Here is a 26,423-nt window from a genome sequence, read left to right as displayed (position 1 = left end):
AAAACCACCTAAAATGGCAGATCATCTTCCTCGACTTTATATATTTTATAAAGCCTTTGCTCTTCTTTAAGAAGTATGCTCAACCCATCTTGAGAAATCTTATACTTATAGATGTCTTCGCCATTTCCATCTACATCATTCTCTTTTTGAATTAAGCCTAATTTTTCCATTTTGACAGATGCTATATCAACTCTCGGATCCCTGATTTTTAAAGTTTCTTTAATCTGCCACAAACTTAACCCTGTTGGAGAGTCAGTTGCTGTTGCAATAAGTACAGCTAAAAATTTGAAGTCTATTTCAGATAATTCTATGTCTGTAATTTGAAAAGTAGAATTTGAGGTATTGTATGTATTTATACTTCTTACTAAGCCTAAACCTTCAACCTCTTTTTTGATTAGTGAACACGCATAGTTTAATGCAGATGTGACGTCACCATCAGATCTGTTTGGTTCAAAATCAGCAGTTGTTATACCAAGTAGATCTGTGGGAAGATGCAAGTCAGTGTTACGAGGCTTAACTATAAAGCACCTTTCCTTTCCTAAAGTGCCAATAAACAGCCCTAGTTCAAAAACTACGTTATCTCTAACTATCTTCTCTTCAGTATTCCTTATTGTAGCTAAATCGTCAGGAGAGAAAATGAAGATTGCAAAGTCAATAGAAGTTGCCTTCTCAGTAAGAGAATCTATTGTGTTATTTGACAACTTAAATGTTCCGTTTCTCCAAATAGTAACTTCACATGAATGGTCTAGATTTGCATTAATAGCATCAGCAATACTTAAACTTTCAGTTGAACATCCAATAAATAATCTTGGCTTTCTTTCCATCACTATCAACTTTGATTAGAACCTATAAATATACTAAAAGCTACATAAAGTAGTGTAAAACAATAAAAGCAGCCCCTTCCGGAGCTGCTTTTCCTTTATCTGCACAAGTATAAAATCTTGTGTCTTAAGTCCAGCGTCTATTATTTCAAACTGCCGATCATGTCTTCTGGCTTCACCCACTCGTCGAACTGCTCGTTGGTGAGCAGGCCGAGGTCGAGGGCGGCCTGACGGAGGGTGGTGCCTTCTTTGTGAGCCTTCTTCGCGATCTTGGCCGCATTGTCGTAGCCGATGTGGGTGTTCAGGGCCGTTACCAGCATCAGCGAGTTCTCGAGGTTGTGCTTGATGCGCTCGCGGTTTGGCTCTATGCCCACGGCGCAGTGCTTGTCGAAGGAGTCGCAGGCATCGCCGATGAGCTGGGCGCTCATGAGCAGGTTGTAGATCATCACCGGCTTAAACACGTTCAGCTCGAAATGGCCGTTCATGCCGCCCACCGAAATGGCTACATCGTTTCCGATCACTTGGGCGCACACCATCGTCATGGCCTCGGCCTGCGTGGGGTTTACCTTGCCTGGCATGATCGATGAGCCCGGCTCGTTCTCCGGTATCAGGATTTCAGAAATACCGGAACGGGGGCCAGAAGCCAGCAAACGGATGTCGTTGGCGATCTTCATCAGGCTTACCGCCAGCTGCTTCAGCGCGCCGGAAGTTTCTACGATCGCGTCGTGGGCTGCCAGGGCCTCAAACTTGTTAGGCGCCGTGATGAACTCATGGCCGGCAAATTCGGAGATCTTCTCAGCTACAAGCTCTGCATAACCTGCCGGTGTGTTCAGGCCAGTACCCACAGCGGAACCACCAAGCGCTAAAGTGCTCAGGTGTGCCAGCGTGTTGCGCAGCGCCTTCATACCGTAGTCCAGCTGCGCCACATAACCCGATAGCTCCTGCCCTAACGTTAGCGGCGTAGCATCCATTAGGTGGGTGCGGCCGATCTTCACCACATCCATAAACTCCTCAGACTTGGCCTGCAGCGTGTCGCGCAGCTTCTGGATCATAGGCAGCGTGTGCTCCACCACTTTCTTGTAAGCGGCAATGTGCATAGCTGTCGGGAAGGTATCGTTTGATGACTGCGACTTGTTCACGTCATCGTTCGGGTGGATCTTCTTTTTCTCATCGTTGAGCTGACCACCCAGCAACACGTGGGCGCGGTTGGCCACCACTTCGTTCACATTCATATTCGACTGCGTGCCTGAGCCTGTCTGCCACACTACCAGTGGGAACTCGCCCTCCAGCTTGCCTGCCAGAATCTCGTCGCATACTTCCGAAATGATGTCGGCTTTGTCCTGCGACAGTACGCCTAGCTGAGCATTGGCCTGAGCAGCCGATTTCTTTAGTATAGCGAACGCTTCAATTACTTCTTTAGGCATCGTTTGCCCGCCTATGGTAAAGTTATCTTTTGAGCGCTGTGTCTGAGCACCCCAGTATTTGTCTGCAGGCACCTCTACAGGGCCCATCGTGTCTTTCTCTACGCGAACTTGCATCTAATTTTATTTTAGGTTTACGGAATATCTGTTTGTGGCAAAACTACAAAAATATTTTCTTGCACGCTGCGCCTGACGACCGGCCTCCGCATGGCTGCCTTGCCTGCAGCTAAGCGCTACTGCAACAGCTGCTTTGCGGCCGGTAGTTAGTACCTTTATACTTCTTCTCCGGAGCAAAGGCTACAAAAAGGCGGTGTTTGCCGCGCAGCTGTTTGTAAGTTGCCTTAATGGATCACCCGCTTGCCCGACTCCTGCGAGAGCAGCGCGATCATCTCCGGGGGCACTGGCTTCAGGTAGGCTGTGTTGATGTTGTACTGATCGTTAAAGCGGATCACGTACTCCCCTTCTACTCCCAGCGACTGAATGCTGCTGATATCCTTTATGGCATAGGTGCGTTCCTGCAGCAGCACATTCGTAATCCGGATGCTGTCTTCGTGCACCGTTACGTGCCAGCGCATGGCAAACCAGCCAACCACCGCCGAAAGCACCAGCATCACCACGAACAGGATACCATAGGCACGGCGCGAGTTTTGCCCTTCCTGGTGTTGTATGTAGGTTTGGTACAACTCGTAATCGTGGCCCAGCATTGTACTCTGGATGACTTTAAGCGGGAGGAGCGCCAGGGTAAGGCCGATCAGCAGGCCCGGGGCAAAAAGCGCCCGGAAGTTTGGCGTGAGCACATAGGAGGAGCCGTTGAGCGTATATGCGTGCAGAATACTGGCAACAAGGGCCAGCATGCCGGCTGCAAAAACGGACAGCACCACGGCAAACACATAGTAGGCGAGCGTCAGCTTTAGCTCCTGTCGTTGGATGTACTTCAGTTCTTCGGCGTCCAGCACTGCCGGTTGCTGCGCCGGCGACAGGCGGCGCATGGCATAACGGATCACCGGCAGGAGAACGGCGATGGCAAAAAAGCTAAGTAAGAGACTTTTGATTATTTCCAGCATAGGGCAAATAGAATTGCCGCAAAGTTAATACGGTATCCCCAATTTCCGGTAAATAAAACCAAGTAACCAGGCAGGCCCTATTAGCAGAAACTGCAGGTCCTTCAAAAACGATGGTTTTTTGCCTTCCACCTTATGCCCGTAGAATTGCCCGATCCAGGCCAGCACAAAAATGATGAGGCACAGCAGCCAGAGCGGCGTGCCCGTAGCTGCATCCAACACGTGCACCGCCATTAGCACCAGCAGGCATACCAGCGCCATACCGAAGAACATGGTAACAGACAGGCGCAGGTAAAACAGTAGGCCCAGCATAACCACTACTGTTCCAAAATGCACATACGGCTGCACTGCCGGCGGAAAGGGAGCTTTCAGCGCGTCGCTGGGGATGCTGGCCAGCAGCCCGACCACGCTGAAGAAAATAAGCGGAACGCATACCCAGTGGATAAGCTTATTGGTGTGGTTCTGATGGCTCTCGCCATACGCATCGAACCATTGCTGCATGTTTTTCATACGTGTCCGGCTATGTATAACGTTTATCAAGATAGGCTGCAACTGCAACGCTACATCAAAATACATGTTTTCAGGTATAAATCCAAATATAAGTAACTTACAGAGAACAGGCTGCCGTACAGGCCCCGGATCGTTCATAATTTAGCTTGCTGAATGAAGGCTTTTTTGCTACATTTGGCTATAGCAACAAAACTGCACAAGCTGCGGCAACTACCAGCATATTTTTGCTGCTTTGTAATACCGGCATAACCTGTAGCATATGAATTTTGCCAAGCTGGCTTCTTTTGTAAGAGACTATTTTATCGCTATTTTCTCCTTCCTGCTTATTTTCCTGCTTACGATTTTTATTTATTCGGAGACTAAAAAGAAAGCGGAAGAGCGTAGCGCCAAGCTATTCCACATTCGGGCAGATCAGGTCACTGAATCGATCGAGTCGCGGGTGAAGGATTACATACAGATTCTGGTGGGTGGCAAAGCGCTTTTTGTGGCCTCAGATACAGTAAAGCGCGACGACTGGTATACGTACTGCCAGAACCTGAACCTGAAACAGCGCTACCCAGGCATACAGGGCATTGGCTATGCGCAAATAGTGCGCCCTGAAGAAATGGCCCGGCACCAGCAGTTCATCCGCAGCGAGGGCTTCCCGAACTATAAGATCTATCCTGCCGGCGATCGGCCCATCTACTCGTCCATTATTTTTATCGAGCCTTTTACCGGCCGTAACCTACGGGCTTTTGGCTATGACATGTTCAGCGATCCCATCCGGCAGGCAGCCATGCGCATGGCCCGCGATACCAAGCAGCCGGCCATGTCGGGTAAGGTGCGCCTGGTGCAGGAGAACGGAAAAGACGAGCAGGAAGGCTTCCTGATTTACCTGCCGCTGTACTGGCACAACGCTGATCCGGAATCCATTAAGGACAGGCAGCAGCTGATAAAAGGCTTCGTGTACAGTCCGTTTCGCATCAAAGACTTAATGCAGTCTGTGCTGGGCGATAACTTTGAAGACCTGGACATAGAAGTATTCGATGGCAATACATTAAACAAGTCGGCGCTGCTGTTCAGCACCAGCAGTACCTTGTACTCGCAGCAATCAGATAAGCGCAATTACCATACCCTCGGCACCATTTCGGTTGGTAATCATACCTGGCGCGTGTACATTACCGGCAAGCGGGAGTTTGTGCGCACCACCGACACTGAACTGCCCTATTTTATTTTGTGGGGAGGTAGCATTATTAGTTTACTGATGTTCTTCATCATCTGGTCGCTCTCGGCCACCCGGCGCTCTAACCGCCTGAAGCAAACCATTACAGATAATGCCACCGCTGCCCTTTTTATCATGGATGCCCGGGGATACTGTACCTTCATGAACCCTGCTGCGGAAGAAATGACAGGCTTTACTTTTGAGGAGATCACAGCAAAGCCGCTCCACTACATGATTCACCACCACCACCCGGATGGTACTCCTTTCCCAATTGAAGAATGCCCGATAGACAGAGCGCTGCCTACTAACAATAACATGCGCGCCTATGAAGATGTCTTTATCCGGAAAGATGGCAGCTTTTTTAACGTAACCTGTGCCGCACGCCCTATTATAGAAAATGGGGTGCCGGTGTATACGATCATCGAGGTGCGCGATATTACGGACGAAAAGCGGACGCAGCAGGCGATCATTGAAAGTGAGGCACGCTTCAGGACCATGGCTGATAATGCGCCTGTGATGATCTGGGTAGGCGATACCTGGGGAGAGTGCATGTATGTGAACAAGCAATGGACCGACTTTACCGGGCGCACTTTTGAAGAAAGTATAAGCCTGGGCTGGAAAGAAGTGGTGCCGGAGAAGGATATGGCCAGCTACGTCACCAGGTTCCGGGAAGCGGTAGCTGCCGCCGAGACGTTTAAAATTGAAATGCGCATGCGCCGCCACGACGGCAAGCTGCGCTGGGTCATCAATACGGCCATGCCCCGCTTTGGCGTAAACGACGAGTTCTTAGGCTACATCGGCTCCATTATCGACATTACAGAGATAAAAGAGGCCGAACGCAAGATAAAGCAAAACGCGCGGTTGTTGCAGAAGCTCTTCCTGGAAGTGCCGGCGCTGGTGGGCCTGGTGCGGGCACCCGACTACAAGTATGTGCTGGCCAACCCGCTTTACCGCCAGCTTTATGGCAACCGCCCATTAGTAGGCAGAACCATTCATGAGGCGCACTCCATAACAGAAGGAGCCGGCTTTTTTGAGAAGCTCCTGCAGGTATTTGAAACAGGCAAGCCGTTCATCGGGAAAGAGGTGCCCACCACCATTGACCGCCTGAGCACCGGCGAGCACACCGATGCCTACTTTAACTTAGTATACCAGCCCCTGATGGACAGCAACAACCAGGTGGAGGCAGTGCTGGTATTTGCCGTAGAGGTAACAGAACTGGTAGCAGCCCGCAAAAAGCTGCTGGAAACAAACGAGGTGTTGAGCGAGAAGAACACAGAACTGCAGCGCATCAATAACGACCTGGACAGCTTTGTATATACCGCCTCGCACGATCTGAAATCCCCTATCGCGAACATGGAAGGACTGGTAACGCTGCTGCGCGACATTCTGGATGGGAAACTTAACGAAGAGGACAACCAGATTCTGGGCATGGTGGGCGGCTCTATTGACAAATTAAAGCAGACCATTGCAGACCTGGCCGAGATTACCAAAGTGCAGAAAGAGCTGCAGTCGGAAGTAGAGCCGCTTTCGTTTCAGGATATGTTGCAGGACGTAGAAGCGGACGTGCAGCCGCTGGTGCTGGAGTCGGATGCTACCATCATCACCGATTTTCAGATAGCGCATATCCTCTATACCCGCAAGAACCTGCGCAGCATCATCTATAACCTGGTAAGCAACGCCATCAAGTATAAATCGCCGGAGCGCAAACCGGAAGTACACATCAGCACGCACCTCCAGGGTGATTTTGTGGTACTGGAGGTAACCGATAATGGCCTGGGCATTAAGAAAGAGCAGCAGCACAAGCTGTTCAGTATGTTCAAGCGCCTGCATACCCATGTGGAAGGTACCGGCATTGGCCTGTACATCGTGAAGCGCATCATCGAAAACAACGGCGGCCGCATAGAAGTGCACAGCATCTTGGGCAAAGGCACCACTTTTAAAGTATACTTCAGGCAGGAACCTGTTCCGGTGCAGGTATAACTACCTAAACCTGCCGGGTTGCTCGCTGGCCCCGTCGAAGTATAAATCACAAGTATAAATAAGTACAAAACGGAGTTTTCTGCGCCTGTTTTTTGTTCTGATTAGTTGCGCCTGCTATACTTTAAAAGCACAGCTTATACTTCATCTTTACCTGAACAACGCGTAGCAAAAAACGAACATCGAAATAAATGGCTAAGATAAAAACATCCTACTTCTGCCAGAATTGCGGGGCACAGTCCGCTAAGTGGATTGGCAAATGCCCGGCCTGCGGCGAGTGGAACACCTATGTAGAAGAAGTAGTGCAGCGTGAAGAAGTAACGCCTGCCACGGCCTGGAAGGTAGGCACCAGCTCGGCGCAGGTATCGAGCAAACCCAAGCCTATCGCCGACATCAGCTACCGCGAAGAGCAGCGCATCATGACGCAGGACCAGGAGCTGAACCGTGTACTGGGTGGCGGCATTGTGCCTGGCTCCATGGTACTGATCGGCGGGGAACCCGGCATTGGCAAAAGTACGCTGATGCTGCAGATCGCCCTAAGCCTGACCAGCCTGCGTGTGCTATACGTGAGCGGTGAGGAAAGTGAGCAGCAGATAAAAATGCGTGCCGAGCGCCTGGTAGCCCAAACCTCCGACTGCTTTATACTTACGGAAACCGGCACTCAGAACATTTTCAAGCAGATAGAACAGTTGCGCCCGCAGGTGCTCGTCATTGACTCCATCCAAACGCTGCATTCTTCTTTTATAGAGGCAGGCGCGGGCAGTGTGAGCCAGGTGCGCGAGTGCACCGCCGAGCTGCTGAAGTTTGCCAAGGAGAGCGGCACGCCGGTGTTCCTGATCGGCCACATCACCAAAGAAGGCAACCTGGCCGGCCCGAAGATACTCGAGCACATGGTAGATACGGTGCTAACCTTTGAGGGCGACCGCCACATGACGTACCGCATTTTGCGCACCACTAAAAACCGCTTTGGTTCTACTTCCGAGCTGGGGATTTACGAGATGCTGGGCTCCGGTCTGCGCGAGGTAAGCAACCCATCTGAGATACTGATCTCGCAGCGCGAGGATGCTTTCAGCGGCATTGCCATTGGTGGCACGCTGGAGGGTAACCGGCCGCTGCTGATAGAAGTGCAGAGTTTGGTGAGCCCCGCTACTTACGGCACGCCCCAGCGCACCAGCACCGGCTTTGATGCCAAGCGCCTGAACATGCTGCTGGCGGTGCTGGAGAAGCGCGGCGGCTATCGGCTGGGTACGCAGGACGTGTTTCTGAACATTGCCGGTGGCCTGAAGGTGGAAGATCCGGCGCTGGACCTGGCGGTGTGTGCCTCTATTTTGTCTTCTTTCGAGGAGATGCCCATTCCGAGCACGGCGGCTTTTGCAGCTGAAGTGGGCCTGGGCGGCGAAGTGCGGGCCGTTAACCGCGTAGAGAACCGCATCACAGAGGCCGAGAAGCTGGGCTTCAAGGATATCTACATCAGCAAGTATAACAAAAAGGGCGTGGACCTGAGCAAGTTCTCGATCAACGTACACGCTTTTGGCCGGCTGGAGGAGGTATTTGCCAGCCTGTTCGGGTAAGCACTTTGTGCTTTGGCAAGACTATATTTAGCGCTGCTAATAAAATGAAGCGATGATATGATTTTCTGAATAGTATACTTTGTTGCTGCTGCTCCGGCGCCTACCTTGGGTATAGGTATGGCCCCGGACCAGCGCAGCAAAGCAGCTGTCAAGGCGCTGCCTTAGCCGCAATGCCTTTATATGAAGAAAATCTATTTCCTGTATTTACCGGCCCTGCTGCTGCTCGCGCAGGCTGCACTGGCGCAGGACAAAGCCCTGATCACCGGTAAAATTGCAAAGCCGCTTTCAGAAGAAGTGGTGCTGGCCCTGCACCCCAACCCCATGCTGCCTGAAGAAGTGGAACTGACAGCAGTGCTGCAGAACGGGGAGTTCCGGCTGGAAGTACCGCTAACCGGCGCTATAGTGGCAGAACTGCAACATGGCGATGAGGTGGTGCCAGTATACCTGGAGCCCGGCTCCCAATTGCACCTGACCTGTAACGGTGATAAGTTTCTGAAAACGATCCGGTATGAGGGCAAGGGTGCAAACGAGAATAACTACCTGGCGCAGTATACGCGGCGCTTTGATGAGGTGGAAGATTACCAGGTGCTGCCTGACAACATCAAACTCAAAGAAAAGGAGTTTACCGCTTTCCTGGACTACCGCAGGCAGGATCAACTGAAGAACCTCGACAAGTATGGGGCCCAGCACCCGATAGCAGCTACGTTCCGCGACCTGGCTGTGGCTGAGATTGATTTCAGCTATGCCTCCGACAAGATCACGTATGAGCCTCTACGCGAGCACATCCTGATGACAGAGCGGCTGGAAAAGCCTTCTGCTGCCTTCTATGCTTTCCTGGATAAGCTGGACGTCAACAAGCCGGAGAACCTGCTTAGCCCTGCTTTTATCGGGTTTCTGCGCAACTATGTAGCCTATTATACCCAGGAGGCCGGTTACACCCAAAGCAGCAAGCCATACTATAAAGCCAGCTACGACGTGGCAGCGCAGAAGCTACAGGGCCGTGCCCGTGCTCTGGCGCAGGCCTATGTGCTGGAGCAGTCCATCCAGAAGGGCTACCTGCCTTATACCGAGGAGATGTTGCAGGACTTCGGGGGGCACTACCCGGATGCGGCGGTGAATGCCTATTTTACCAAGCTCTACGATGCGCACAAGCAGTTTGCCATCGGCAGCCTCGCACCTGATCTTCAACTGCAAGACGTAAATGGCGACTCTGTAGCGCTGCGTAGCTTTAAGGGCAAGCTGGTGTACCTGAGCTTTTGGCGCACCGACTGCGGCTTATGCATGGTAGAGCAGCCACACCTGCAGGACCTCACCAACCGCATGAAAGGCAAAGGTCTTGTATTCGTAAATATTAGCCTGGACAAAGACGAGAATGCCTGGCGCAAAGCCGTAACCAGCCGCGGCTTGGAAGGGGAACAATTATACTTGAAAGATACGGATGGCGCCTTAGCGCAGCAGTATGGCCTACAGGAGATGCCTGCCTATTTTCTGCTGGATGAGGAGGGCCGCTTTCTAAGTATAACTGCCCGCCGCCCCACAGACCATGAACTCGTAACCGACATCCAGCGCTACTTAAATACTGGGCAGGCATCGGCCACAAAATAGCCTGTATGACCAATGCCAGCAAAAAGCTGCCGGGTGCCGATCAGAGCGCTCGGCGGCTTTTTGTATGTTGCTTTGTACCCTGTGTGTTCCGGGTGGATTAATAACCGTTGCCTGTTTTGCTGCGTACTTTAATCTTACACCTCTCTTGTTAAACAGGAGGTTTCTGAACGGAATTTCAGGTGAAAAATAAGCTACTTTAATTTACAAACTTATGGCATTAATCAATAAGAAAGACATTGAGAAGCTCCTTAATGTACAGAACAATACAAATGCCTTGTGCATTTCCTTTTACTTGCCCACCCACCGCGCCGGAAAAGAGACGCTTAACGGAATGGACAGCATTGCCTTTAAAAATCAGATCCGCAAAGCCAAAGAGCTTTTAGAAAAACATGATGTGCCTGCTGCAGAGGCGGCCGAGTACCTGAAACCGGCCGAAGAACTGCTGAACGATAACAATTTCTGGCGCCACCAGGGCGAAGGCCTGGCGGTGTTCATTACCAAAGGGTTTTCTACGTACTACACGCTTCCGATTTCCATGCCTTCGGAAGTATATGTGCTGAACCAGTTCTACATCACACCTATTGTTCCTATCCTGAGCCAGAATGGCCGCTTTTTTATACTTTGGTTGTACCGCGAGAACCTGAGCTTTTACGAGGCCACCCTCGAAAGCATACGCGAGATAGACGTCAGCTCATTTGTGCCTGAAACCATGACTGAAGCGATGGCGCCTGAAGTACGGGGCAACGATCTGGATTATAACAACAGCAGGGGCACTGTGAACGGGGGCTACATTCTTACTACACAGTCGGGTTCTACCAAAGGGGATTTTGAGCACGCGCGGGTCAGAGAATTTGTGCAGCAGGTGGATAATGGTCTGCAGCAGATTTTGCATGATGCTCATGAGCCGCTGGTACTTGCTGGCGTAGACCACTACTGCACCCTTTTCCGGAAGCACAGCAAGTATAAGAACATTGCAAAAGATGTCATTAACGTAAATGAGAATACCGATGTGACCACCGCACCAAAAGTGATGCACGAAAAGGCGCTGGCCATTGTACAACCTTTAATGCACCAGAGCCACACCGAAGCCTTAGACCGTTATCAGAACGTAGCTGGCACCGGCTCTACTTCCGAAGATATTGCCACGATTGCAGCAGAGGCGGTGCACGGGCGCATCGATACCTTGTTTATTGCTCCCGGTCAGCCCGTTTGGGGAACTTACAACAGTGCGAGCGCGGCGGCAGAGATACACGACGAGTACGAGCGCGGCGACGATGACCTGGTAAACATGGCGGCTATCAAAACCTTGTCGCAGGGAGGCAAAGTATACGTGAGCAACTATGACGGCATGTCCGAAGTGAGCAATGGCGCCAATGTTAAAGCGCTCTTCCGCTACTAAAAGCAGCATACTTTTGGCCTTTCGCGTTGAAAGGCATACTTTAGTGGGGCAGCCTTGTAGGGCTGCCCCTTTTTGTTAACAGGGATTGACAGTTGCTTATGCCGCTTCCGGCGCTTTTTGTTACAGGATGCCACACTTAACCGACGGGCTTAATTTCATATCCAGGCTAACGCCGCTGCGTGCTTTTAATGCGCTGCAGGTGGTGAGCAGTTACGTGCTCTCGAAAGCTACCGGCAAGGCAACCCATTGGGGGCAGCCCATCAGTGTTTCGCTGGAGCCCACCACCTCCTGCAACCTGCGCTGCCCGGAGTGCCCCAGCGGCCTCCGCTCCTTTACGCGCCCTACCGGCATGCTGCCCGACGAACTGTTCCGGCAAACCATCGACCAGCTGCACCGCCGCCTGCTGTACCTCATTTTTTACTTTCAGGGTGAGCCTTACCTGCATAAAAACTTCCTGGACCTGGTGAAGTATGCTTCGTCTAAAGGCATTTATACCGCCACGTCTACCAACGCCCATTTCCTGGATGACGACACCGCACGCCGTACGGTGGAATCCGGTTTGGATCGGCTGATCATTTCAATAGACGGCACTACGCAGGAAACGTATGCCGCTTACCGCATTGGAGGCAAGTTGGATAAGGTGCTGGAGGGCACCCGCCAGGTGGTGAAGTGGAAAAAGGCACTCAAATCGAAGACGCCGCACATTATGTTCCAGTTTTTGGTGGTGCGGCCTAACGAGCACCAGCTGGATGACGTAAAGAAGTTGGCGCAGGAATTGGGCGTAGATGAAGTGGTGTTTAAAACGGCCCAGATCTACGACTATGCACAAGGTTCGCCGCTCATCCCAACCATTGATTATTATGCGCGGTACCGCAACAATGGCGATGGCAGCTATAGCATCAAAAACAAACTGCTGAACCATTGCTGGAAAATGTGGCACTCCTGTGTGATTACGTGGGACGGGCTGGTGGTACCCTGCTGCTTTGACAAAGATGCCGAATACCGGCAGGGCGACCTGAAGCAGCACAGTTTTGCCCAAGTATGGCGCGGCCCAACGTATACACAGTTCAGGCAGTCGCTGCTACGCTCGCGTACTGAGATTGACATGTGCCGCAATTGCACTGAAGGCACTAAAGTATGGGCCTGACGTACGTACGTGATAAGTAAGATTCAATTTAAAGTATATATGACCGACATAAATAATTCACTGCATCTACTGCTGAAAAAGGTTCAGAACTGGGGCGAGCACATCTTTATCATGCTGCCCAACATTTTTGTGGCGTTAATAGTACTGATCATCACCTTTGCGGTAGCACGCTTTATCCGCCACGGCATGGACCGGGTATTCCGCCGGTTTACGCATAGTGCGGCCCTCATCAACCTGTTTACAACCCTGGTGTATATTGCCGTACTGATTATAGGGTTCTTCTTTGTGCTGAGTGTGCTGCAGCTTGATAAAGTAGTGCTCTCGCTGCTGGCTGGTGTTGGTATCATTGGTTTGGCCTTAGGCTTTGCCTTCCAGGATATTGCCGCCAACTTTATCTCAGGGGTAATTATTGCTGTGCAGAAGCCCTTTGGTGTAGGTGATATGATCGAAACAAACGAGTACTTTGGCGTGATCGAGCGCATTACGCTGCGTACTATTGATATCCGACAGACGACAGGTGAGCTGGTGTTGCTGCCTAATAAAATGGTGTTTGAGAACCCGCTGACCAACTTCTCTGCGAAAGGCACCCGCCGCATTGACCTGGAGGTCGGTATCTCGTATGGCGAAGACCTGGAGAAGGTGCAGCAGATAGTAATTGACGCCCTGGAGGATGTAAAGAACCGCCTGAAGAACAAGGACATTGAAGTAATGTATGATGCCTTCGGCGACAGCTCCATTAACTTTAAAGTACGATTTTGGGTAAGTTATAAGCGGCAGGTAGATTACGTGCTGGCCAAAAGTGATGCCATTATCCGCATCAAGAAAGCCTTTGATGCCAAAGATATCCTAATCCCATTCCCTATCCGCACCCTGGACTTTGCTATAAAAGGAGGCGAGAAACTGAGCGACGAGCTAAAGGCAGCTTCCGTAAATTTAAAGAACGGGCAGCAATTAGGCAGCGGCAGGTAACGCCATTCCCCTTAAAACAGCAAAGGCCGGTGCTATACAGTACCGGCCTTTGCTGTTTGAAGCGTCTTTTGTTTACTTATCTTTCTTGTCCAGGTTCTTACCCAGGTCTTCTACCTGCTTCAAAAAGGCATCCACCCCTGCATCGGCATAAGGGCCGTAAGAGTTGGAGATGGTACCTTTGCGGCCAGTGTTTGTTTCAATGGCATATAGGATGGCCAGGTCGTCCGGGTTTGTTTCTCCTTCAAACCGGTAGTGGTCCACAATGCGCACCTGGTCTGGCGAAAAGGTTTCTTTATCGGTCATATTGCAAAGCTTTCCTTCTTCAGAAACCTGAAAATCTGTCTTATAGCCATCTTTAAACAGGCGGTTCTGCACGTTTACCAGCGATCTTTCTTCTACTTTATCTTGCATAGCATATATGTTTTAGGGTTCTACTTCCAAGTATAAAAGTATACGCAGAAATAATTATTAGATACGAAAACGAGCGTGATTAAGTGGCTGGCAAAGCAAAGCGAATGCGCTGAGAGGGTGCGCTGTTGCTTTGTAGCATGCAGATTAGCGGGTTAGCGCCTTCTTCTCCAGGTCTTTCTGGATCTTGTTAAAGTCGATGGTAGCGCAGGAGCCGCAGCCTTTGGCGCAGCCGCTTTTAACCGTAAAGCTGCGGTAGAGCATGCGCCCGATATACGCCAGGGCAGCTATAAAAATGACAAGGATGAGGATATGCTGTACCATGATTTTACAACTACACAAAAGTATAAAAAGTTTACTGGAAGGACTCTTTCCAGTGCTCGGCAATGGTCTCCAGCATTTCGCCGTGTATTTTGCCGTTGCTGGCCACTACTTCTCTGCCAAACACATAGTCGCCGCCCTCGGTGAACTTGGATAACTGCCCGCCGGCTTCCTGCACGATCAGCACGCCTGCCGCTACATCCCAAGGGTTCAGGTTATACTCAAAGAAGCCTTCCAAGCGGCCACAAGCGACATACACCAGGTCCAGGGCAGCAGAGCCCAGGCGGCGCACGCCATGCGATTTGTTCATAAAGCCGGCCATCACCTGCAGGTATTGCTGCATCAGGTTAAAGTCGTAGTAAGGAAAGCCCGTTGCGATAAGCGCATTTTTCAGGGCCGGGGTATCTGTAACGCGTATGGCCTTGTCGTTCAGGAAAGCGCCTCCGTTTTTGAAGGCCGAAAAGCACTCGTCGCGGTTGGGGTCGTAGACTACGCCCAGCACCATCTCGTTCCCGTCGGCAAGTGCTACACTCACGCAGTAAACCGGCATGCCGTGGGTGAAGTTGGTCGTGCCATCCAGCGGGTCTATGATCCAGTTGTAGCGTTCGCCCTTGGTTGTCTCGGTCCCTTCTTCGGTAATAAAGCCGGCCTCCGGCAGCAGCTTCTTTAAGCCATCCACCAGTTTTTGCTCCGCCTGCTTGTCCACGTACGATACAAGGTCGTTAAAGCCTTTCATTTCTACTTTGGAGCGGTCGAAGTTTGTGGCTTCGTGCTGGATAAAGGCTCCTACGCTGCGGGCAAGTATGTTCAGATTCTGCGAAAGCTGGTTCAGGTTCATAGTTAGTGGTTTATACTTTAGTTGCGGTTGTACCTACGCAAAAGCCCTAGTTGCCGCTGCTTTTAGTTACTGTTTTTAGCCGGAATAGCCCGGCGCACCACGGCCATAGCTACAGCAAAAAGAAACAGCAGCAGCGCAGCCCATAGCGCTCCATGCCCGATATACTCGCCGTGGCTGCTGTAAAAGGTCATCTGTTTATTTGATAGGATAGTGCCGCGGAGGGCGTCCTGCACCCACCACTTCGAGCGCTGCACGATCTCTCCTTTCTGGTTGATAAAGCCGGAGATGCCGGTATTAGCCGAGCGGGCAATGCTGCGGCGGTTTTCGATGGCCCGGAGCGTGGCATACTGCAGGTGCTGCTTGTAGCCCGGCGAATCGCTCCACCAGCCATCGTTGGTGAACACGAAGATCATACTGGCGCCGTTGCGCACATACGCCGATACAAATTCGCCATAGATCGATTCGTAGCATATAACTGGTGCGGCGCCTATACTTGGCAGCGGGTTGTAGAAAAACACATCGCGCGTGTCCTGGCTGCCTACGCTGCCCACAGTGCCGCCTAAATCAATGGCCAAGGGGCCGAGAAATTTAAAGAACTGCGGGTAAGGCAGCTTCTCGACACCCGGTACCAGCTTTGATTTGTGGTACAGCTGTATCTGCCCGGCCGCGTTGATGTGCATGCCGGCATTAAAAGAGTCGTAGTAGCCGAACCCCGGCGCATAACGCACGGTAGGGGTGGCATCCTTTTTCTCGCCGTAAAAAGTATAGGTATCGATGCCGGTAACCAGTTCCAGGCCGGGGTGGCGCCGCAGGAAGGCTCGTAACTGCTCAATCGCCGGATACGTGTCCATCTGCTCCTCCCAAAAGCCGTTGTCCTGGCGCAGGGCCGTTTCGGGCCATACCACAAACTTCGTATCAGGGGTGATCTGCTTTTCTGACAAGGAGATCAGGCGCTGCATCTGTTCCTCCGACGGAATATAGTTTTCCTGGCTGGCATATTTCTCCTGGTACGGATCAATGTTGGGCTGCACCACAACTACTTCTACCGGCTGCCCCTGCTCCTGGTAGCTGCCAAGTATAGCATAGGAGATGGCAATTGGCACCAGTATAAGTATAAGCGGCAGGACCAGTTTCTTCCAGGCAATCTGCTGCGGGTAATGCCGGAAGGCCTGGAAAAGCAGCACATTCACGGTGAGCACCCATACCGAGCCGCCCAGAAAGCCGGTATACTCGTACCACTGCACCCACTGGTTTAGGGTAGCAAAGCCGTTGCCCAGCGTCAGCCACGGCCACGACAGGTCCCAGGTGAGATGGAACTGCTCAAAAGCCACCCAGTACACGATAAAAGAGATATAGCCGATGGTGCGGCCCAGGTACTTCTTCGTAAAGTAAAAAGCCATAATGGGCGCACACTGAAACAGTGCATTGAAGACCACCGCCGCAATACCGCCCCCAATGGTCGAGTACATCACCCACCAGGTAGTAAACAGGTTCCAGAAGAACAGGGACAGATAGCCATACTTAAAGAACGTGAAGCCCGGCGACTTATGTGCCCGCTGCTCCACGATCAGGTGCTCCAGGTAAAGCAGTGGCACCAGCCCGAAGAACAGGAAAAAGGCCAAGGGTTTTACCGGCCAGCCCAGCCAAAGTATAACCCCCGTAGCCAGCGACAGCAGCGGCAGTATAAAGGGGCTATTTACAACCCTGTACGACCAGGACGAATTCGCCTTTGATTGCTTTGGTTGTGAAGATATAGATAAGCTCATCTAACGTACCGTTAAGGGTTTCTTCAAACATTTTAGAGATTTCACGTGAAACAGAGGCCATCCGTTCTCCCCCGAAATACTCTTTGAACTGGGTTAACGTTTTCAGCAGGCGGTGCGGCGATTCATAAAAGATCATGGTGCGCTCCTCGGCCACTAAACTTTGCAGGCGTGTCTGCCGTCCTTTTTTTACCGGCAGAAATCCTTCAAAGGTAAACCGGTCGGTGCTGAAGCCGGATTTAACCAGCGCCGGTACAAAAGCCGTTGGTCCAGGCAGGCACTCTATTTTCAGGTCATGCTTCAGGCATTCGCGCACCAGGTAAAAGCCGGGGTCTGAGATGCCGGGCGTGCCTGCATCCGAGATCAGCGCCATCACCTCTCCTGCCTTCAGCCTGTCTACCAAGTGGCCGGTGGCTTTGTGCTCGTTGTGGAGGTGGTGGCTGTGCATGCGTTTCTCAATGCCCAGGTGGTGCAGCAGCTTGCCACTGGTACGTGTGTCTTCGGCCAGGATTACGTCCACCTCCTTCAGTATGCGTATGGCGCGCAGCGTAATATCCTCCAGATTGCCGATGGGCGTCGGCACCAGGTATAAATTCGTTTTTTCCGGTTCCTCCATAGCGGGCAAAGTTACGACAAAATGCTTACAGATTGGTGAACGGCTGCCTCGCTAAATTGCTGAATGGTTGAACGGTTAATTGTTGTAGGTCACAGGATAGACGTTCGCAGGTGTGAAGATATCGCCTGGCGCAAGTGTTCAGCATAGCATGTGCCTTTTATACTAGCAAATCTCCAGATTTTCGCTGTTTCAGATTTCCGATCCGGAACAGCGAAGCAGCTAAGCGACCGCTCTTATCTCAACTAAAAGGCATCCCTTAATTCTCTAACTCTTTAACCCTCTAACTCTTTAACTTTTTAACTTCCCATAGATCACATCGATCTGCTCAGCCAATGCGTGGTCTTTCTCTGTCACCGTATTGCCGGCATCGTGGGTGGTGAGTTCGATGGTTACTTTGTTGTATACATTGCTCCACCAGGGGTGGTGGTTCATCGCTTCGGCGACCTCGGCCACCTTGTTCATAAATGCCATCGCCTGCTTGAAATCTTCAAACGTGAAGCGGTGCGTTAACTTGTTCTCTTCTTCCTGCCACATGGTTTTAGTATTCGTTAAAAGTATAAGTACGGCTGCTGCCCGGGTATGGCAGAACATGGCCTGGGTACAGGCGTATAGTTTAAGATTATCAGATCAGAAACGGACGTAACCTACGAAAGCTATGGAAAACAAACCACATTCTTTTCCGCCCGAGCAAATGAAGCAGCCGGGCGAAGAGTATAGAATGACGCCGGAACCGGAAATTATAAGAGACGGGTACAAGGGCAGTGATAAACTGAAAGACAAAGTGGCGCTGATTACGGGTGGCGACAGCGGCATAGGACGCGCCGTAGCCGTGCATTTTGCCCGCGAAGGAGCCGATGTGGCCATTGTATACCTGAATGAGGATAAAGACGCGCAGGACACTAAACAGATGGTGGAAAAAGAAGGGCGCAAATGCATTGTAATAGCCGGTGACGTAGGCCAAGAGGCCTTTGCCAAAAAGGCGGTGCAGCAAACGGTAAGCGAACTGGGCAAGCTGGATATTCTGGTGAACAATGCCGGCGAGCAGCACGAGCAGAAAGACATCCGCGATATTACAGATGAGCAGCTCAAACGCACCTTTTCCACCAACATCTTTGGTATGTTCTACTTCGTGAAAGCCGCACTCGATCACCTCAAAGAAGGCAGCGCCATCATCAATACTACTTCTGTTACGGCCTATCATGGCAACAAACTGCTGCTCGATTACTCTTCTACCAAAGGAGCTATACTTGCTTTTACCCGCACGCTGGCCCAGATGGTGGCTGATAAAAAGATACGGGTGAATGGCGTGGCACCTGGGCCGATCTGGACACCGTTGATTCCGGCTTCTTTTAACGAGGAAAAAGTGAAGACCTTTGGACAGAAAACCCTGCTGCAACGTGCCGGCCAGCCGTCGGAAGTGGCGCCTGCTTATGTATACTTAGCTTCTGATGACGCGGCGTTTACGATTGGGGAAGTGATCCACATAAATGGCGGCGAGATGGTGACAACCTAGACCGGCGGCGGAACCCAACAGCCGCAAATGGAGTAAAACTATACTATAAGCGCCAGTATGGTGCTGCCGAACTAACCAGATAAAGCTATGGCTGAAGATAAAAAACAGGAAGATAAAGCGTCACTTAAAGGGCAGTCGCCAGAGAACCGGCCTGTTCGGGTGATAGAAGACGATACCAGTGAACAGGAAATGCAGATGGGGCACATTATACCAGGCGCTGATCCGCCCAAGAATGAGCACCAGCGCGGCGGCTTCGGTAACCGCGACGGCAAAGAAGGCTTCGGCAGCGACACCGCTTCTGAAGGACCATCAGCCACCGGCGTAAGCGATTATGCCGACGACGGAACGCCACCACCTGATAACATGCGCACGGAGAGCGAAGGGCGGGGTAGCTGATCTTAAAATAAAACTGAAGGGCACTACCCAACAGCTGCTTCTTCAGGTAATTGTTTCATTTAAAAAAGGAGGACATTATGCCATCATATAAGCACACACAACCCAGTTCAGAAAACCACGGGAAACCGTCGGGAGCAGGACAGAGCAAAGCAGCAGGCGGAAAGCCTGTTGACCCGGGCCAGACCCGCTCAGAGCACGAAGAGCTCAAAAAGAAGTATACCGACGGGCCGGATGATGTGGCGCCTGACGTAGCGCAGAACGGCACCGACGTGAAGACTAACAACCCGAACCGTAACCTGGACAAGACTGAAATAGACAACGGCAAGTATAACTAACCGTAACCCGATCTAAAGAAATAGCACCTGTACCAGCAGGTGCTATTTTTATGTTCTTTTGCCAAAATAACCCGGCTCTAATCCTAAGCTGCAAGTATAAACATGGCCCGATACGCCCTTACCGATATTCATGGCTGCGCCCTTACGTTTAAAGCAATGGTGCACGAGCAGTTGCAATTGCAGCAAACAGACGAGCTGTATATACTAGGAGACCTCGTGAACAAAGGTCCTGGTAGCAAAGAGGTGATCGATTTTATATTGCAGCTCCGCGAGCAGCAGTACCAGGTGTTCTGCCTTCGCGGAAACCATGACCAGATGTTGCTAAAAGCCGCTAAAAAGGGAGAAAAAGCGCTAACTCTTACTGAAACAGAGAAAGAACTGGTCTTACAGAGTTTCGGGATGAAAGCGTTTGAAGACTTGCCCAAGAAGTACATTAAATTCCTCAAGAGCCTGCCTTACTACCTGGTGTTGCCAGACTACTACCTGGTGCATGCCGGCTTTAACTTTAAAGAGGAGGACATTTTCGAGGACAAAGAGGCGATGCTCAACATACGCGGGTATGAGGTGGACTGGAGTAAGCTACAAAACAAACGCTTGTTGCATGGCCACACGCCCACAGCCCTGCACAGCATTAAAAAAGGGGCAGGCCACAAAGACCCTCGCTTGAACCTGGATGCCGGCTGCGTCTATTACCGCAACGCTTCTTTGGGTAACCTGGTCGCCTTGGACCTGGATACACAGGCGCTTTTCGTACAAGCCAACCTCGATCGGCCCTACCCTGTTGCCCGAAAGAGCTAAATCTTACATAGTATAAAACTGTTATTAAATGAAATTTTATAACTATTTTAATATTTAATTTATTTATTATTTTAGCTTTTTTACCTACCTCTCTTAAATGAGTTAGTACTCATATCTTTCCAATCTGTTGATTTCTGATTCAAAGCCTTTTAACATTTTTGAATTTATCTAACGCAGGCTTTTTCTCTATTTTTGTAGTGTATAATGCAAAAACAGCTTATTTAGCGTAAGCAGCGGTTGTATAGTAGAAGCTATATGTATTTTTGAACATAGAATTGGAATGCCATATTTATAAAATTTCAGTGCTTACGAAAATAGTTATAAAAAGTTGCAGGAATGAAAAATAATTTATCTTATTTTGTGAATGTTCTAGCGCCTGAAGTCAGGCGGTATTGTATAATTAGAATTTCATAAAACGTCGTAGCCATGGTGCACCTTTACTCTTCAAGTCGCAAAAAGCTTTTCCTGTCGCTGCTCGTGCAGTGTGTTCTCGTGTTAGGTTTTGTCGTTCAAGGGTATGGGCAAACGGCAATATTCCCGAAAGGTGTGGAGACGTTGGGGACAAGTTCGGCAGCCAGTGCCGGCTCCTATTCAGGCTATACGAATCAAGGCGTTATGAATTTCTCTGGTAATGCTGAGATTATTAATACTACTACAGCTAACTCAAGTGGTTATTCTGGAGCTTCGGGAGATAGCCATGTGAAACTCATAGCAGGAACAAGCTTCACAATTTCGAACATAAATACATCTAAATACAATAATATAAATCTATATTTTGGACTAAAAAGAACTGCTACTCGGGGAGGAACACTTATAACCTCAGATCTTTTAGTTGAATATAGTATAGATGGTACAAGTTGGAAGCCATTGAGTTACGGAGAAATTCCAACAACAACAACTTGGGGCTTAAAAACAGTATCAGGTGTTCCTGCAGCTGAAGCTCTTAGTATTAGATTTACTAGATCAATTACAACTGGATCTGATTTTAGAATAGATGATATTAATTTAACTGGAGCTATCCCCCAAATAACAGGCTTCTCTCCTCAACAAGGTGGTGTTGGTACTAGTATAACTATAACAGGTGTAAGCCTAGGCGAAATAGTTGAAGCATATTTCTATCCATCTTTTACTCCTTTGAATATTATTTCTGCATCTGACACAGAGGTTGTTGTTGAAGTGATAGAAGTTAACTCTGAACCAGCTCAAATAGTGTTATATAATACTGCAAATGATGAATTTATAAGCAACGATTACTTTACATTTATCGCACCCTCTATCACCTCTATTTCACCAATAGCAGGAACTGTTGGAACGCTTATATCAATAAGTGGGGATAATCTTCTTGGGACGTATGAAGTAGCTTTTGCAGGAGGAGTAACGGTTGCACCTAAATCTACTTCTAATAATGTCGTAGAAGTTGTGGTACCGGTAGGCGCACAAACAGGACCAGTAGAAGTGCGAACAGATATCGGCAGTACATCAAGTCCTGAAGTTTTCACAATATACGAACCAGCCATTACGCAGATATCTCCTACAAGCGGAGGAGAAGGTGTTACGGTTACAATAAATGGTACGAGGCTCGCTGCTGGAGGTACTGAAACACCAACAGTTACATTTACCGGAGGTGTAAAGGCTGTCGTAACAAGTTCAACTGATACACAACTAAAAGTCACTGTTCCAGTAGGAGCTCAAACAGGTCCAATCACTGTAACTACAAGCGAAGGAACGGCGCAATCGACCGCTTTCACCGTTACTAAGCCTACTCTTACGATTGTCGCAGATCTTCAACCCTTCAAATCATCTTTAAACCAACCTTCTGCAGCGCAGTCCTATACTATCTCGGGGCAATATCTAGCATCAAATATACAGGTTGCCGCGCCAGCCAATTTCCAGGTTTCCTTAGCTCAGACATCAGGTTTTGGAACTTCTGTGATTGTTCCCGTAAGTTCTCAAGGTACGGCTACTTCTGTTGCAGTATGGGTTAGGTATAATCCCACCACCAGCGGGACGCACAGCGGGAACATCACAAACAGCGCGACGGGTGCAACCACACAATCGGTTGCTGTTAGTGGCACTGTACCTACCATCTCCGTAACCTCCAACTTTACTGATTTTATGGCGAACGCCGGTGCTACATCCACTTCACAGTCCTACACTGTGAGTGGCACGAACCTGAATGGAGCAATTACCATTACCGCCCCTATCGCACAATCCTTTCAGGTATCGTTGGATAATACAACCTTTGGTTCATCTGTTGTCATCCCGCTTGCCAGTGGGTCCACTACTATTAGCGCAACTACAGTATATGTGCGCTACAGTCCGACAGATAGCGAGCTGCACAGCGGCGATATCGCCCATACTTCTTCCGGAGCAACAACGATCTATAAAACAGTAAATGGCCAGCCAAACACAGGAACGCTGCCTGTCGAGTTGGTCGCTTTTGACGTGCAGCAAAGCAACGGCGGCACTTTGCTTACCTGGTCAACTGCTTCAGAAAAGAATAACGCCTATTTTGATATAGAAATGGCAGGCGCTACGAATGAAGACTTTAAGAAAGTAGGGAGCGTAAACAGCAAAGCGGGCAACAGCAGCGTACTTACTACCTATTCTTTTACCGACCACAGCCCGGTGCAAGGCACCCGCTATTATCGCCTCAAGCAGGTAGACGTGGACGGTACTTATACTTATAGCAAAGTAGTGGCAGTAACAGGCGCCACTAACACAAAGCAGCACATTGTAGTAGCGCCGAATCCGCTGAACTATAATTCTAAAATATTCTTTACAGCTACGAACACGGGCAAAGCTGTGCTGCGCCTGTATACAACTGCCGGGGCACAGGTATACTTTAAATCAGTAGACGTGCATAGCGGCCACAACGAAGTGCAACTGCCGCTCTACGACCAGCTGCAGCCGGGCGTATACGTGCTGTCTGTTGAACTGGACGGCACCCGGCAGCAGGTAAGGGTGGTAAAACGCTAACTCCTACGCCTAAAAACAACAGCCCGGTATCCGAAAGGAGCCGGGCTGTTGTTTTTATAGGTGTTGCTTAAATCTGAAACAGCGTCCGGTCCCGTATGTCCCGCATATAAACTTCTGAAACATTGGTTTATTGGGGCGCATCCTTTAATTTTGAGCGCTTTATCTAAACCACGGAATCGATGCAAAAAGACACCGCCATATTTGACCTCATTGCCAAAGAAAAAGCCCGCCAGATACACGGGCTAGAATTGATTGCTTCTGAAAATTTTGTTTCGGAGCAGGTAATGCGTGCCATGGGCAGCGAAATGACCAACAAGTATGCGGAAGGCCTGCCCGGTAAGCGCTATTATGGCGGCTGTGAGATCGTAGATCAGGCAGAGCAACTGGCTATTGACAGGGCAAAGGAGCTTTTCGGGGTAACCTGGGTAAACGTGCAGCCGCACTCCGGGGCACAGGCCAATGCCGCCGTTATGCTGGCCGTGCTCGAGCCCGGCGATAAGATTCTGGGCTTTGACCTGTCGCATGGCGGCCACCTGACCCATGGCTCACCGGTAAACTTCTCGGGCAAGCTTTACAAGCCTTCCTTTTATGGTGTAGAGAAAGAAACCGGCCTCATCGACTGGGATAAAGTAGTGGAGCAGGCACGGAGTGAACGTCCGAAGCTGATCATCTGCGGTGCCTCGGCTTACAGCCGCGACTGGAACTATAAAAAACTACGCGAAGCTGCCGATGAAGTAGGCGCGCTGCTGCTGGCAGATATCTCCCACCCTTCCGGCCTCATCGCTCGTGGTCTGCTGAACAGTCCGTTTGAGCATTGCCATATTGTAACCACAACTACTCATAAAACCCTGCGCGGCCCCCGTGGCGGTATGATCATGCTAGGTAAAGACTTCGAAAACCCGTTTGGCCTGAAAACACCAAAAGGCGAGGTGCGCATGATGTCGTCGCTGCTGGATAGCGCTGTATTTCCAGGTACCCAGGGAGGGCCACTGGAGCATGTGATCGCTGCCAAAGCCGTTGCTTACTACGAAGCACTGTCGGATGAGTACCTGAACTATATCAAGCAGGTGCAGCAAAACGCACAAAGTATGGCCAAAGCCTTCTTAACGCGTGGCTACGAGATCATCTCCGGTGGCACAGACAACCACATGATGCTGATCGACCTGCGCTCCAAAGGGCTCACCGGCAAACTGGCTGAGAATACGCTGGTACAGGCCGATATTACCATTAACAAAAACATGGTGCCTTTTGATGATAAGTCGCCGTTCGTAACGTCCGGAATGCGCGTAGGTACCGCCGCTATTACCACGCGCGGCCTGAAAGAAAATGATATGGAACATATTGTTGAGCTGATTGACACCGTACTGACGCAGCACGACAGCGAAGCCAAAATCAGGGAAGTGCGCCAGGAGGTTAACAATTGGATGCAGCAGTATCCGTTATTCGCATACTAAAAAACTACCACGTATAGCACACCCGATAGATGGATCAGTCTTTTATTGAAGAGGAAAAAGAGCAGAAAGAGATGTCCTTTGTGGACCATCTCGAGGAACTGAGATGGCACATCATCAGGGCAGTAGGATCTATCGTTGTGTTTGCGACCATCGCTTTCCTGGCGAAGAGCTTCGTATTTCATGATATCATCCTGGGGCCGTCGCGGCCTGATTTCCTGAGCTACCGCTTACTATGTGAATTAGGCCAGAAGATGGGTTCCTCTTCGCTGTGCATCGATAAGCTGGGCTTCACCATCCAGAGCCGTGAGATGAGCGGGCAGCTGACCATGCACATCATGAGCTCTCTCATTATTGGTCTGGCGTGTGCTTTCCCGTATGCCTTCTGGGAGATCTGGCGCTTTATCAGCCCGGGGCTATATACGCGGGAGCGCCAAAACTCACGCGGAGCAGTATTCTTCGTGTCTATCCTGTTTCTGATGGGCTTGTGCTTCGGCTACTTCCTGGTGGCGCCTATCTCCATCAACTTCCTGGCAGGCTACCAGGTCGATCCTTCCATCACCAACCAGTTCGACCTGTCTTCTTACATCTCCACGCTCACCACGCTTTGCCTGGCCTGCGCGTTTATGTTTGAGATGCCGGTGATCGTGTTCTTCCTGACCAAAGCGGGACTGGTGACGCCTGAGATCATGAAGCTATACCGGCGCCATGCCATTGTGGTGATCCTGATCGTGGCAGCGATCATTACACCGCCAGACGTGATCAGCCAGATGATGGTAGGCTTGCCGCTGCTAATGCTGTATGAGGTAAGTATAGCCGTGTCCAGGCACATCCGCAACAGCGACATTAAACGATTGAACAAAGAAAACACACAAGCATAATGGCCTATAAAATTGCAATTGGCGGCGACCACGCAGGTTATACTTACAAAGGCATGTTAAAAGATGTGCTGGCAGAGCTGGGGCACCAGGTGCAGGATTTTGGCCCTGATTCTGACGCATCAGTAGATTACCCGGACCATGTGCACCCGCTGGCAAGCGCTGTAGAAAACAAAGAGGCTGATTTTGGCATTCTGATCTGCGGCAGCGGCAACGGCGTAGCCATTACGGCTAACAAACACCGTGGCATACGCGCTGCACTGTGCTGGAATACAGAACTGGCGCAACTGGCCCGCAGCCACAACAATGCCAATGTGCTCTGCATTCCGGCCCGCTTCGTAACCGAGCAGGAAGCAACCGACATGATGCGCGCGTTCCTGAGCACGGACTTTGAAGGAGGCCGTCACCAGACCCGCGTAGACAAAATAGTGAACTGCTAAGCCGT

24 protein-coding genes are annotated in these 26,423 nt (G+C 50.4%); 14 read left to right on the top strand and 10 right to left on the bottom strand.

Annotated features, from left to right (window positions below):
• Nucleotides 1-8: 8 nt before the first annotated feature.
• From ABDW72_RS06345 to ABDW72_RS06330, 4 genes are all read right to left on the bottom strand, one after another.
• The gene (locus ABDW72_RS06345; protein ID WP_347157631.1) at nucleotides 9-824 is read right to left on the bottom strand and encodes a TIR domain-containing protein; all 816 of its coding nucleotides are present in this window, start codon (nucleotides 822-824) and stop codon (nucleotides 9-11) included.
• A 140-nt stretch (nucleotides 825-964) separates the two neighbouring features.
• Nucleotides 965-2,359, bottom strand: a complete 1,395-nt coding sequence (gene fumC, locus ABDW72_RS06340; protein WP_347157630.1) for a class II fumarate hydratase — start codon at nucleotides 2,357-2,359, stop codon at nucleotides 965-967.
• A gap of 224 nt (nucleotides 2,360-2,583) precedes the next feature.
• A complete protein-coding gene (locus ABDW72_RS06335) occupies nucleotides 2,584-3,306 on the bottom strand; it encodes a hypothetical protein (protein ID WP_347157629.1) in 723 nt (240 codons plus the stop codon).
• A gap of 24 nt (nucleotides 3,307-3,330) precedes the next feature.
• Entirely contained in the window at nucleotides 3,331-3,813 is a 483-nt protein-coding gene (locus tag ABDW72_RS06330) for an Mpo1 family 2-hydroxy fatty acid dioxygenase (RefSeq protein ID WP_347157628.1), read from the bottom strand.
• 259 nt (nucleotides 3,814-4,072) lie between these two features.
• On the opposite strand from ABDW72_RS06330, the gene ABDW72_RS06325 reads away from it, so the two are divergent.
• The 6 genes from ABDW72_RS06325 (at nucleotide 4,073) to ABDW72_RS06300 (ending at nucleotide 13,682) form a co-directional block, all read left to right on the top strand.
• On the top strand, nucleotides 4,073-6,994 hold the full coding sequence (locus ABDW72_RS06325) for a CHASE domain-containing protein (protein ID WP_347157627.1): 2,922 nt from the start codon (nucleotides 4,073-4,075) through the stop codon (nucleotides 6,992-6,994).
• A 188-nt stretch (nucleotides 6,995-7,182) separates the two neighbouring features.
• A complete protein-coding gene (gene radA, locus ABDW72_RS06320; protein WP_347157626.1) occupies nucleotides 7,183-8,562 on the top strand; it encodes a DNA repair protein RadA in 1,380 nt (459 codons plus the stop codon).
• Nucleotides 8,563-8,742: 180 nt separating this feature from the next.
• On the top strand, nucleotides 8,743-10,167 hold the full coding sequence (locus ABDW72_RS06315; RefSeq protein ID WP_347157625.1) for a TlpA family protein disulfide reductase: 1,425 nt from the start codon (nucleotides 8,743-8,745) through the stop codon (nucleotides 10,165-10,167).
• A gap of 211 nt (nucleotides 10,168-10,378) precedes the next feature.
• Nucleotides 10,379-11,566: a baeRF3 domain-containing protein gene (locus ABDW72_RS06310; protein WP_347157624.1), complete on the top strand. Its 1,188-nt coding sequence runs from the start codon at nucleotides 10,379-10,381 to the stop codon at nucleotides 11,564-11,566.
• A 127-nt stretch (nucleotides 11,567-11,693) separates the two neighbouring features.
• Complete coding sequence (locus ABDW72_RS06305) at nucleotides 11,694-12,713, top strand: SPASM domain-containing protein (RefSeq protein ID WP_347157623.1); 1,020 nt, start codon at nucleotides 11,694-11,696, stop codon at nucleotides 12,711-12,713.
• A 39-nt stretch (nucleotides 12,714-12,752) separates the two neighbouring features.
• Nucleotides 12,753-13,682: a mechanosensitive ion channel family protein gene (locus tag ABDW72_RS06300; RefSeq protein ID WP_347157622.1), complete on the top strand. Its 930-nt coding sequence runs from the start codon at nucleotides 12,753-12,755 to the stop codon at nucleotides 13,680-13,682.
• Nucleotides 13,683-13,754: 72 nt separating this feature from the next.
• Here the strand turns inward: ABDW72_RS06300 and ABDW72_RS06295 are convergent, their stop codons facing one another.
• The 6 genes from ABDW72_RS06295 to ABDW72_RS06270 all read right to left on the bottom strand — a co-directional run bounded on the left by ABDW72_RS06295 (nucleotide 13,755) and on the right by ABDW72_RS06270 (nucleotide 18,162).
• Nucleotides 13,755-14,093 (bottom strand): hypothetical protein, encoded by a 339-nt coding sequence (locus ABDW72_RS06295; protein ID WP_347157621.1) that lies wholly within the window; start codon nucleotides 14,091-14,093, stop codon nucleotides 13,755-13,757.
• A 144-nt stretch (nucleotides 14,094-14,237) separates the two neighbouring features.
• On the bottom strand, nucleotides 14,238-14,414 hold the full coding sequence (locus tag ABDW72_RS06290) for a FeoB-associated Cys-rich membrane protein (protein ID WP_347157620.1): 177 nt from the start codon (nucleotides 14,412-14,414) through the stop codon (nucleotides 14,238-14,240).
• Nucleotides 14,415-14,445: 31 nt separating this feature from the next.
• Nucleotides 14,446-15,249 carry an inositol monophosphatase family protein gene (locus ABDW72_RS06285; protein WP_347157619.1) on the bottom strand — a complete coding sequence of 268 codons (804 nt, stop codon included), beginning with the start codon at nucleotides 15,247-15,249 and terminating at the stop codon, nucleotides 14,446-14,448.
• Nucleotides 15,250-15,311: 62 nt separating this feature from the next.
• A complete protein-coding gene (gene lnt / locus ABDW72_RS06280; protein WP_347157618.1) occupies nucleotides 15,312-17,015 on the bottom strand; it encodes an apolipoprotein N-acyltransferase in 1,704 nt (567 codons plus the stop codon).
• Nucleotides 16,942-17,628 (bottom strand): 16S rRNA (cytidine(1402)-2'-O)-methyltransferase, encoded by a 687-nt coding sequence (gene rsmI, locus ABDW72_RS06275; protein ID WP_347157617.1) that lies wholly within the window; start codon nucleotides 17,626-17,628, stop codon nucleotides 16,942-16,944. Before rsmI ends, lnt begins: the two co-directional genes overlap by 74 nt.
• A gap of 288 nt (nucleotides 17,629-17,916) precedes the next feature.
• Nucleotides 17,917-18,162 carry a 4a-hydroxytetrahydrobiopterin dehydratase gene (locus ABDW72_RS06270; protein WP_347157616.1) on the bottom strand — a complete coding sequence of 82 codons (246 nt, stop codon included), beginning with the start codon at nucleotides 18,160-18,162 and terminating at the stop codon, nucleotides 17,917-17,919.
• 121 nt (nucleotides 18,163-18,283) lie between these two features.
• Between ABDW72_RS06270 and ABDW72_RS06265 the strand changes: the two genes are divergently transcribed.
• The 8 genes from ABDW72_RS06265 to rpiB all read left to right on the top strand — a co-directional run bounded on the left by ABDW72_RS06265 (nucleotide 18,284) and on the right by rpiB (nucleotide 26,418).
• Nucleotides 18,284-19,141: an SDR family oxidoreductase gene (locus ABDW72_RS06265; RefSeq protein ID WP_347157614.1), complete on the top strand. Its 858-nt coding sequence runs from the start codon at nucleotides 18,284-18,286 to the stop codon at nucleotides 19,139-19,141.
• A gap of 87 nt (nucleotides 19,142-19,228) precedes the next feature.
• Complete coding sequence (locus ABDW72_RS06260) at nucleotides 19,229-19,537, top strand: hypothetical protein (RefSeq protein WP_347157612.1); 309 nt, start codon at nucleotides 19,229-19,231, stop codon at nucleotides 19,535-19,537.
• Nucleotides 19,538-19,614: 77 nt separating this feature from the next.
• Complete coding sequence (locus ABDW72_RS06255; protein ID WP_347157611.1) at nucleotides 19,615-19,872, top strand: hypothetical protein; 258 nt, start codon at nucleotides 19,615-19,617, stop codon at nucleotides 19,870-19,872.
• Nucleotides 19,873-19,974: 102 nt separating this feature from the next.
• Nucleotides 19,975-20,670, top strand: coding sequence for a metallophosphoesterase family protein (locus tag ABDW72_RS06250; RefSeq protein ID WP_347157610.1), 696 nt, complete (start codon nucleotides 19,975-19,977; stop codon nucleotides 20,668-20,670).
• 426 nt (nucleotides 20,671-21,096) lie between these two features.
• Nucleotides 21,097-23,649 (top strand): T9SS type A sorting domain-containing protein, encoded by a 2,553-nt coding sequence (locus tag ABDW72_RS06245; RefSeq protein WP_347157609.1) that lies wholly within the window; start codon nucleotides 21,097-21,099, stop codon nucleotides 23,647-23,649.
• Between the two features lie 179 nt (nucleotides 23,650-23,828).
• Complete coding sequence (gene glyA, locus ABDW72_RS06240) at nucleotides 23,829-25,103, top strand: serine hydroxymethyltransferase (RefSeq protein ID WP_347157608.1); 1,275 nt, start codon at nucleotides 23,829-23,831, stop codon at nucleotides 25,101-25,103.
• A gap of 29 nt (nucleotides 25,104-25,132) precedes the next feature.
• Complete coding sequence (tatC, locus tag ABDW72_RS06235) at nucleotides 25,133-25,981, top strand: twin-arginine translocase subunit TatC (RefSeq protein ID WP_347157606.1); 849 nt, start codon at nucleotides 25,133-25,135, stop codon at nucleotides 25,979-25,981.
• Nucleotides 25,981-26,418 carry a ribose 5-phosphate isomerase B gene (gene rpiB / locus ABDW72_RS06230; RefSeq protein ID WP_347157605.1) on the top strand — a complete coding sequence of 146 codons (438 nt, stop codon included), beginning with the start codon at nucleotides 25,981-25,983 and terminating at the stop codon, nucleotides 26,416-26,418. The genes tatC and rpiB overlap by 1 nt, the downstream gene beginning before the upstream one ends.
• The last annotated feature ends 5 nt before the right edge of the window (nucleotides 26,419-26,423 follow it).

Origin of the sequence: Pontibacter chitinilyticus (assembly GCF_039748935.1) — a bacterium.
Taxonomy (GTDB): domain Bacteria; phylum Bacteroidota; class Bacteroidia; order Cytophagales; family Hymenobacteraceae; genus Pontibacter; species Pontibacter chitinilyticus.
The sequence above is the reverse complement of the archived record's forward strand: the minus strand, read 5'-3'. Positions and strand labels throughout refer to the sequence as shown.

Bases quoted from the DNA above. Each gene is read 5' to 3' on its own strand.
- ABDW72_RS06285 (WP_347157619.1), bottom strand. From the start codon at position 15,249: ATGAACCTGAACCAGCTTTCGCAGAATCTGAACATACTTGCCCGCAGC.
- ABDW72_RS06250 (WP_347157610.1), top strand. From the start codon at position 19,975: ATGGCCCGATACGCCCTTACCGATATTCATGGCTGCGCCCTTACGTTT.
- ABDW72_RS06300 (WP_347157622.1), top strand. From the start codon at position 12,753: ATGACCGACATAAATAATTCACTGCATCTACTGCTGAAAAAGGTTCAG.
- ABDW72_RS06335 (WP_347157629.1), bottom strand. From the start codon at position 3,306: ATGCTGGAAATAATCAAAAGTCTCTTACTTAGCTTTTTTGCCATCGCC.
- rsmI (WP_347157617.1), bottom strand. From the start codon at position 17,628: ATGGAGGAACCGGAAAAAACGAATTTATACCTGGTGCCGACGCCCATC.
- ABDW72_RS06315 (WP_347157625.1), top strand. From the start codon at position 8,743: ATGAAGAAAATCTATTTCCTGTATTTACCGGCCCTGCTGCTGCTCGCG.
- ABDW72_RS06265 (WP_347157614.1), top strand. From the start codon at position 18,284: ATGGAAAACAAACCACATTCTTTTCCGCCCGAGCAAATGAAGCAGCCG.
- ABDW72_RS06245 (WP_347157609.1), top strand. From the start codon at position 21,097: ATGGTGCACCTTTACTCTTCAAGTCGCAAAAAGCTTTTCCTGTCGCTG.
- ABDW72_RS06295 (WP_347157621.1), bottom strand. From the start codon at position 14,093: ATGCAAGATAAAGTAGAAGAAAGATCGCTGGTAAACGTGCAGAACCGC.
- ABDW72_RS06270 (WP_347157616.1), bottom strand. From the start codon at position 18,162: ATGTGGCAGGAAGAAGAGAACAAGTTAACGCACCGCTTCACGTTTGAA.
- lnt (WP_347157618.1), bottom strand. From the start codon at position 17,015: ATGAGCTTATCTATATCTTCACAACCAAAGCAATCAAAGGCGAATTCG.
- rpiB (WP_347157605.1), top strand. From the start codon at position 25,981: ATGGCCTATAAAATTGCAATTGGCGGCGACCACGCAGGTTATACTTAC.
- ABDW72_RS06325 (WP_347157627.1), top strand. From the start codon at position 4,073: ATGAATTTTGCCAAGCTGGCTTCTTTTGTAAGAGACTATTTTATCGCT.
- tatC (WP_347157606.1), top strand. From the start codon at position 25,133: ATGGATCAGTCTTTTATTGAAGAGGAAAAAGAGCAGAAAGAGATGTCC.
- ABDW72_RS06310 (WP_347157624.1), top strand. From the start codon at position 10,379: ATGGCATTAATCAATAAGAAAGACATTGAGAAGCTCCTTAATGTACAG.
- glyA (WP_347157608.1), top strand. From the start codon at position 23,829: ATGCAAAAAGACACCGCCATATTTGACCTCATTGCCAAAGAAAAAGCC.
- radA (WP_347157626.1), top strand. From the start codon at position 7,183: ATGGCTAAGATAAAAACATCCTACTTCTGCCAGAATTGCGGGGCACAG.
- fumC (WP_347157630.1), bottom strand. From the start codon at position 2,359: ATGCAAGTTCGCGTAGAGAAAGACACGATGGGCCCTGTAGAGGTGCCT.
- ABDW72_RS06260 (WP_347157612.1), top strand. From the start codon at position 19,229: ATGGCTGAAGATAAAAAACAGGAAGATAAAGCGTCACTTAAAGGGCAG.
- ABDW72_RS06255 (WP_347157611.1), top strand. From the start codon at position 19,615: ATGCCATCATATAAGCACACACAACCCAGTTCAGAAAACCACGGGAAA.
- ABDW72_RS06290 (WP_347157620.1), bottom strand. From the start codon at position 14,414: ATGGTACAGCATATCCTCATCCTTGTCATTTTTATAGCTGCCCTGGCG.
- ABDW72_RS06345 (WP_347157631.1), bottom strand. From the start codon at position 824: ATGGAAAGAAAGCCAAGATTATTTATTGGATGTTCAACTGAAAGTTTA.
- ABDW72_RS06305 (WP_347157623.1), top strand. From the start codon at position 11,694: ATGCCACACTTAACCGACGGGCTTAATTTCATATCCAGGCTAACGCCG.
- ABDW72_RS06330 (WP_347157628.1), bottom strand. From the start codon at position 3,813: ATGAAAAACATGCAGCAATGGTTCGATGCGTATGGCGAGAGCCATCAG.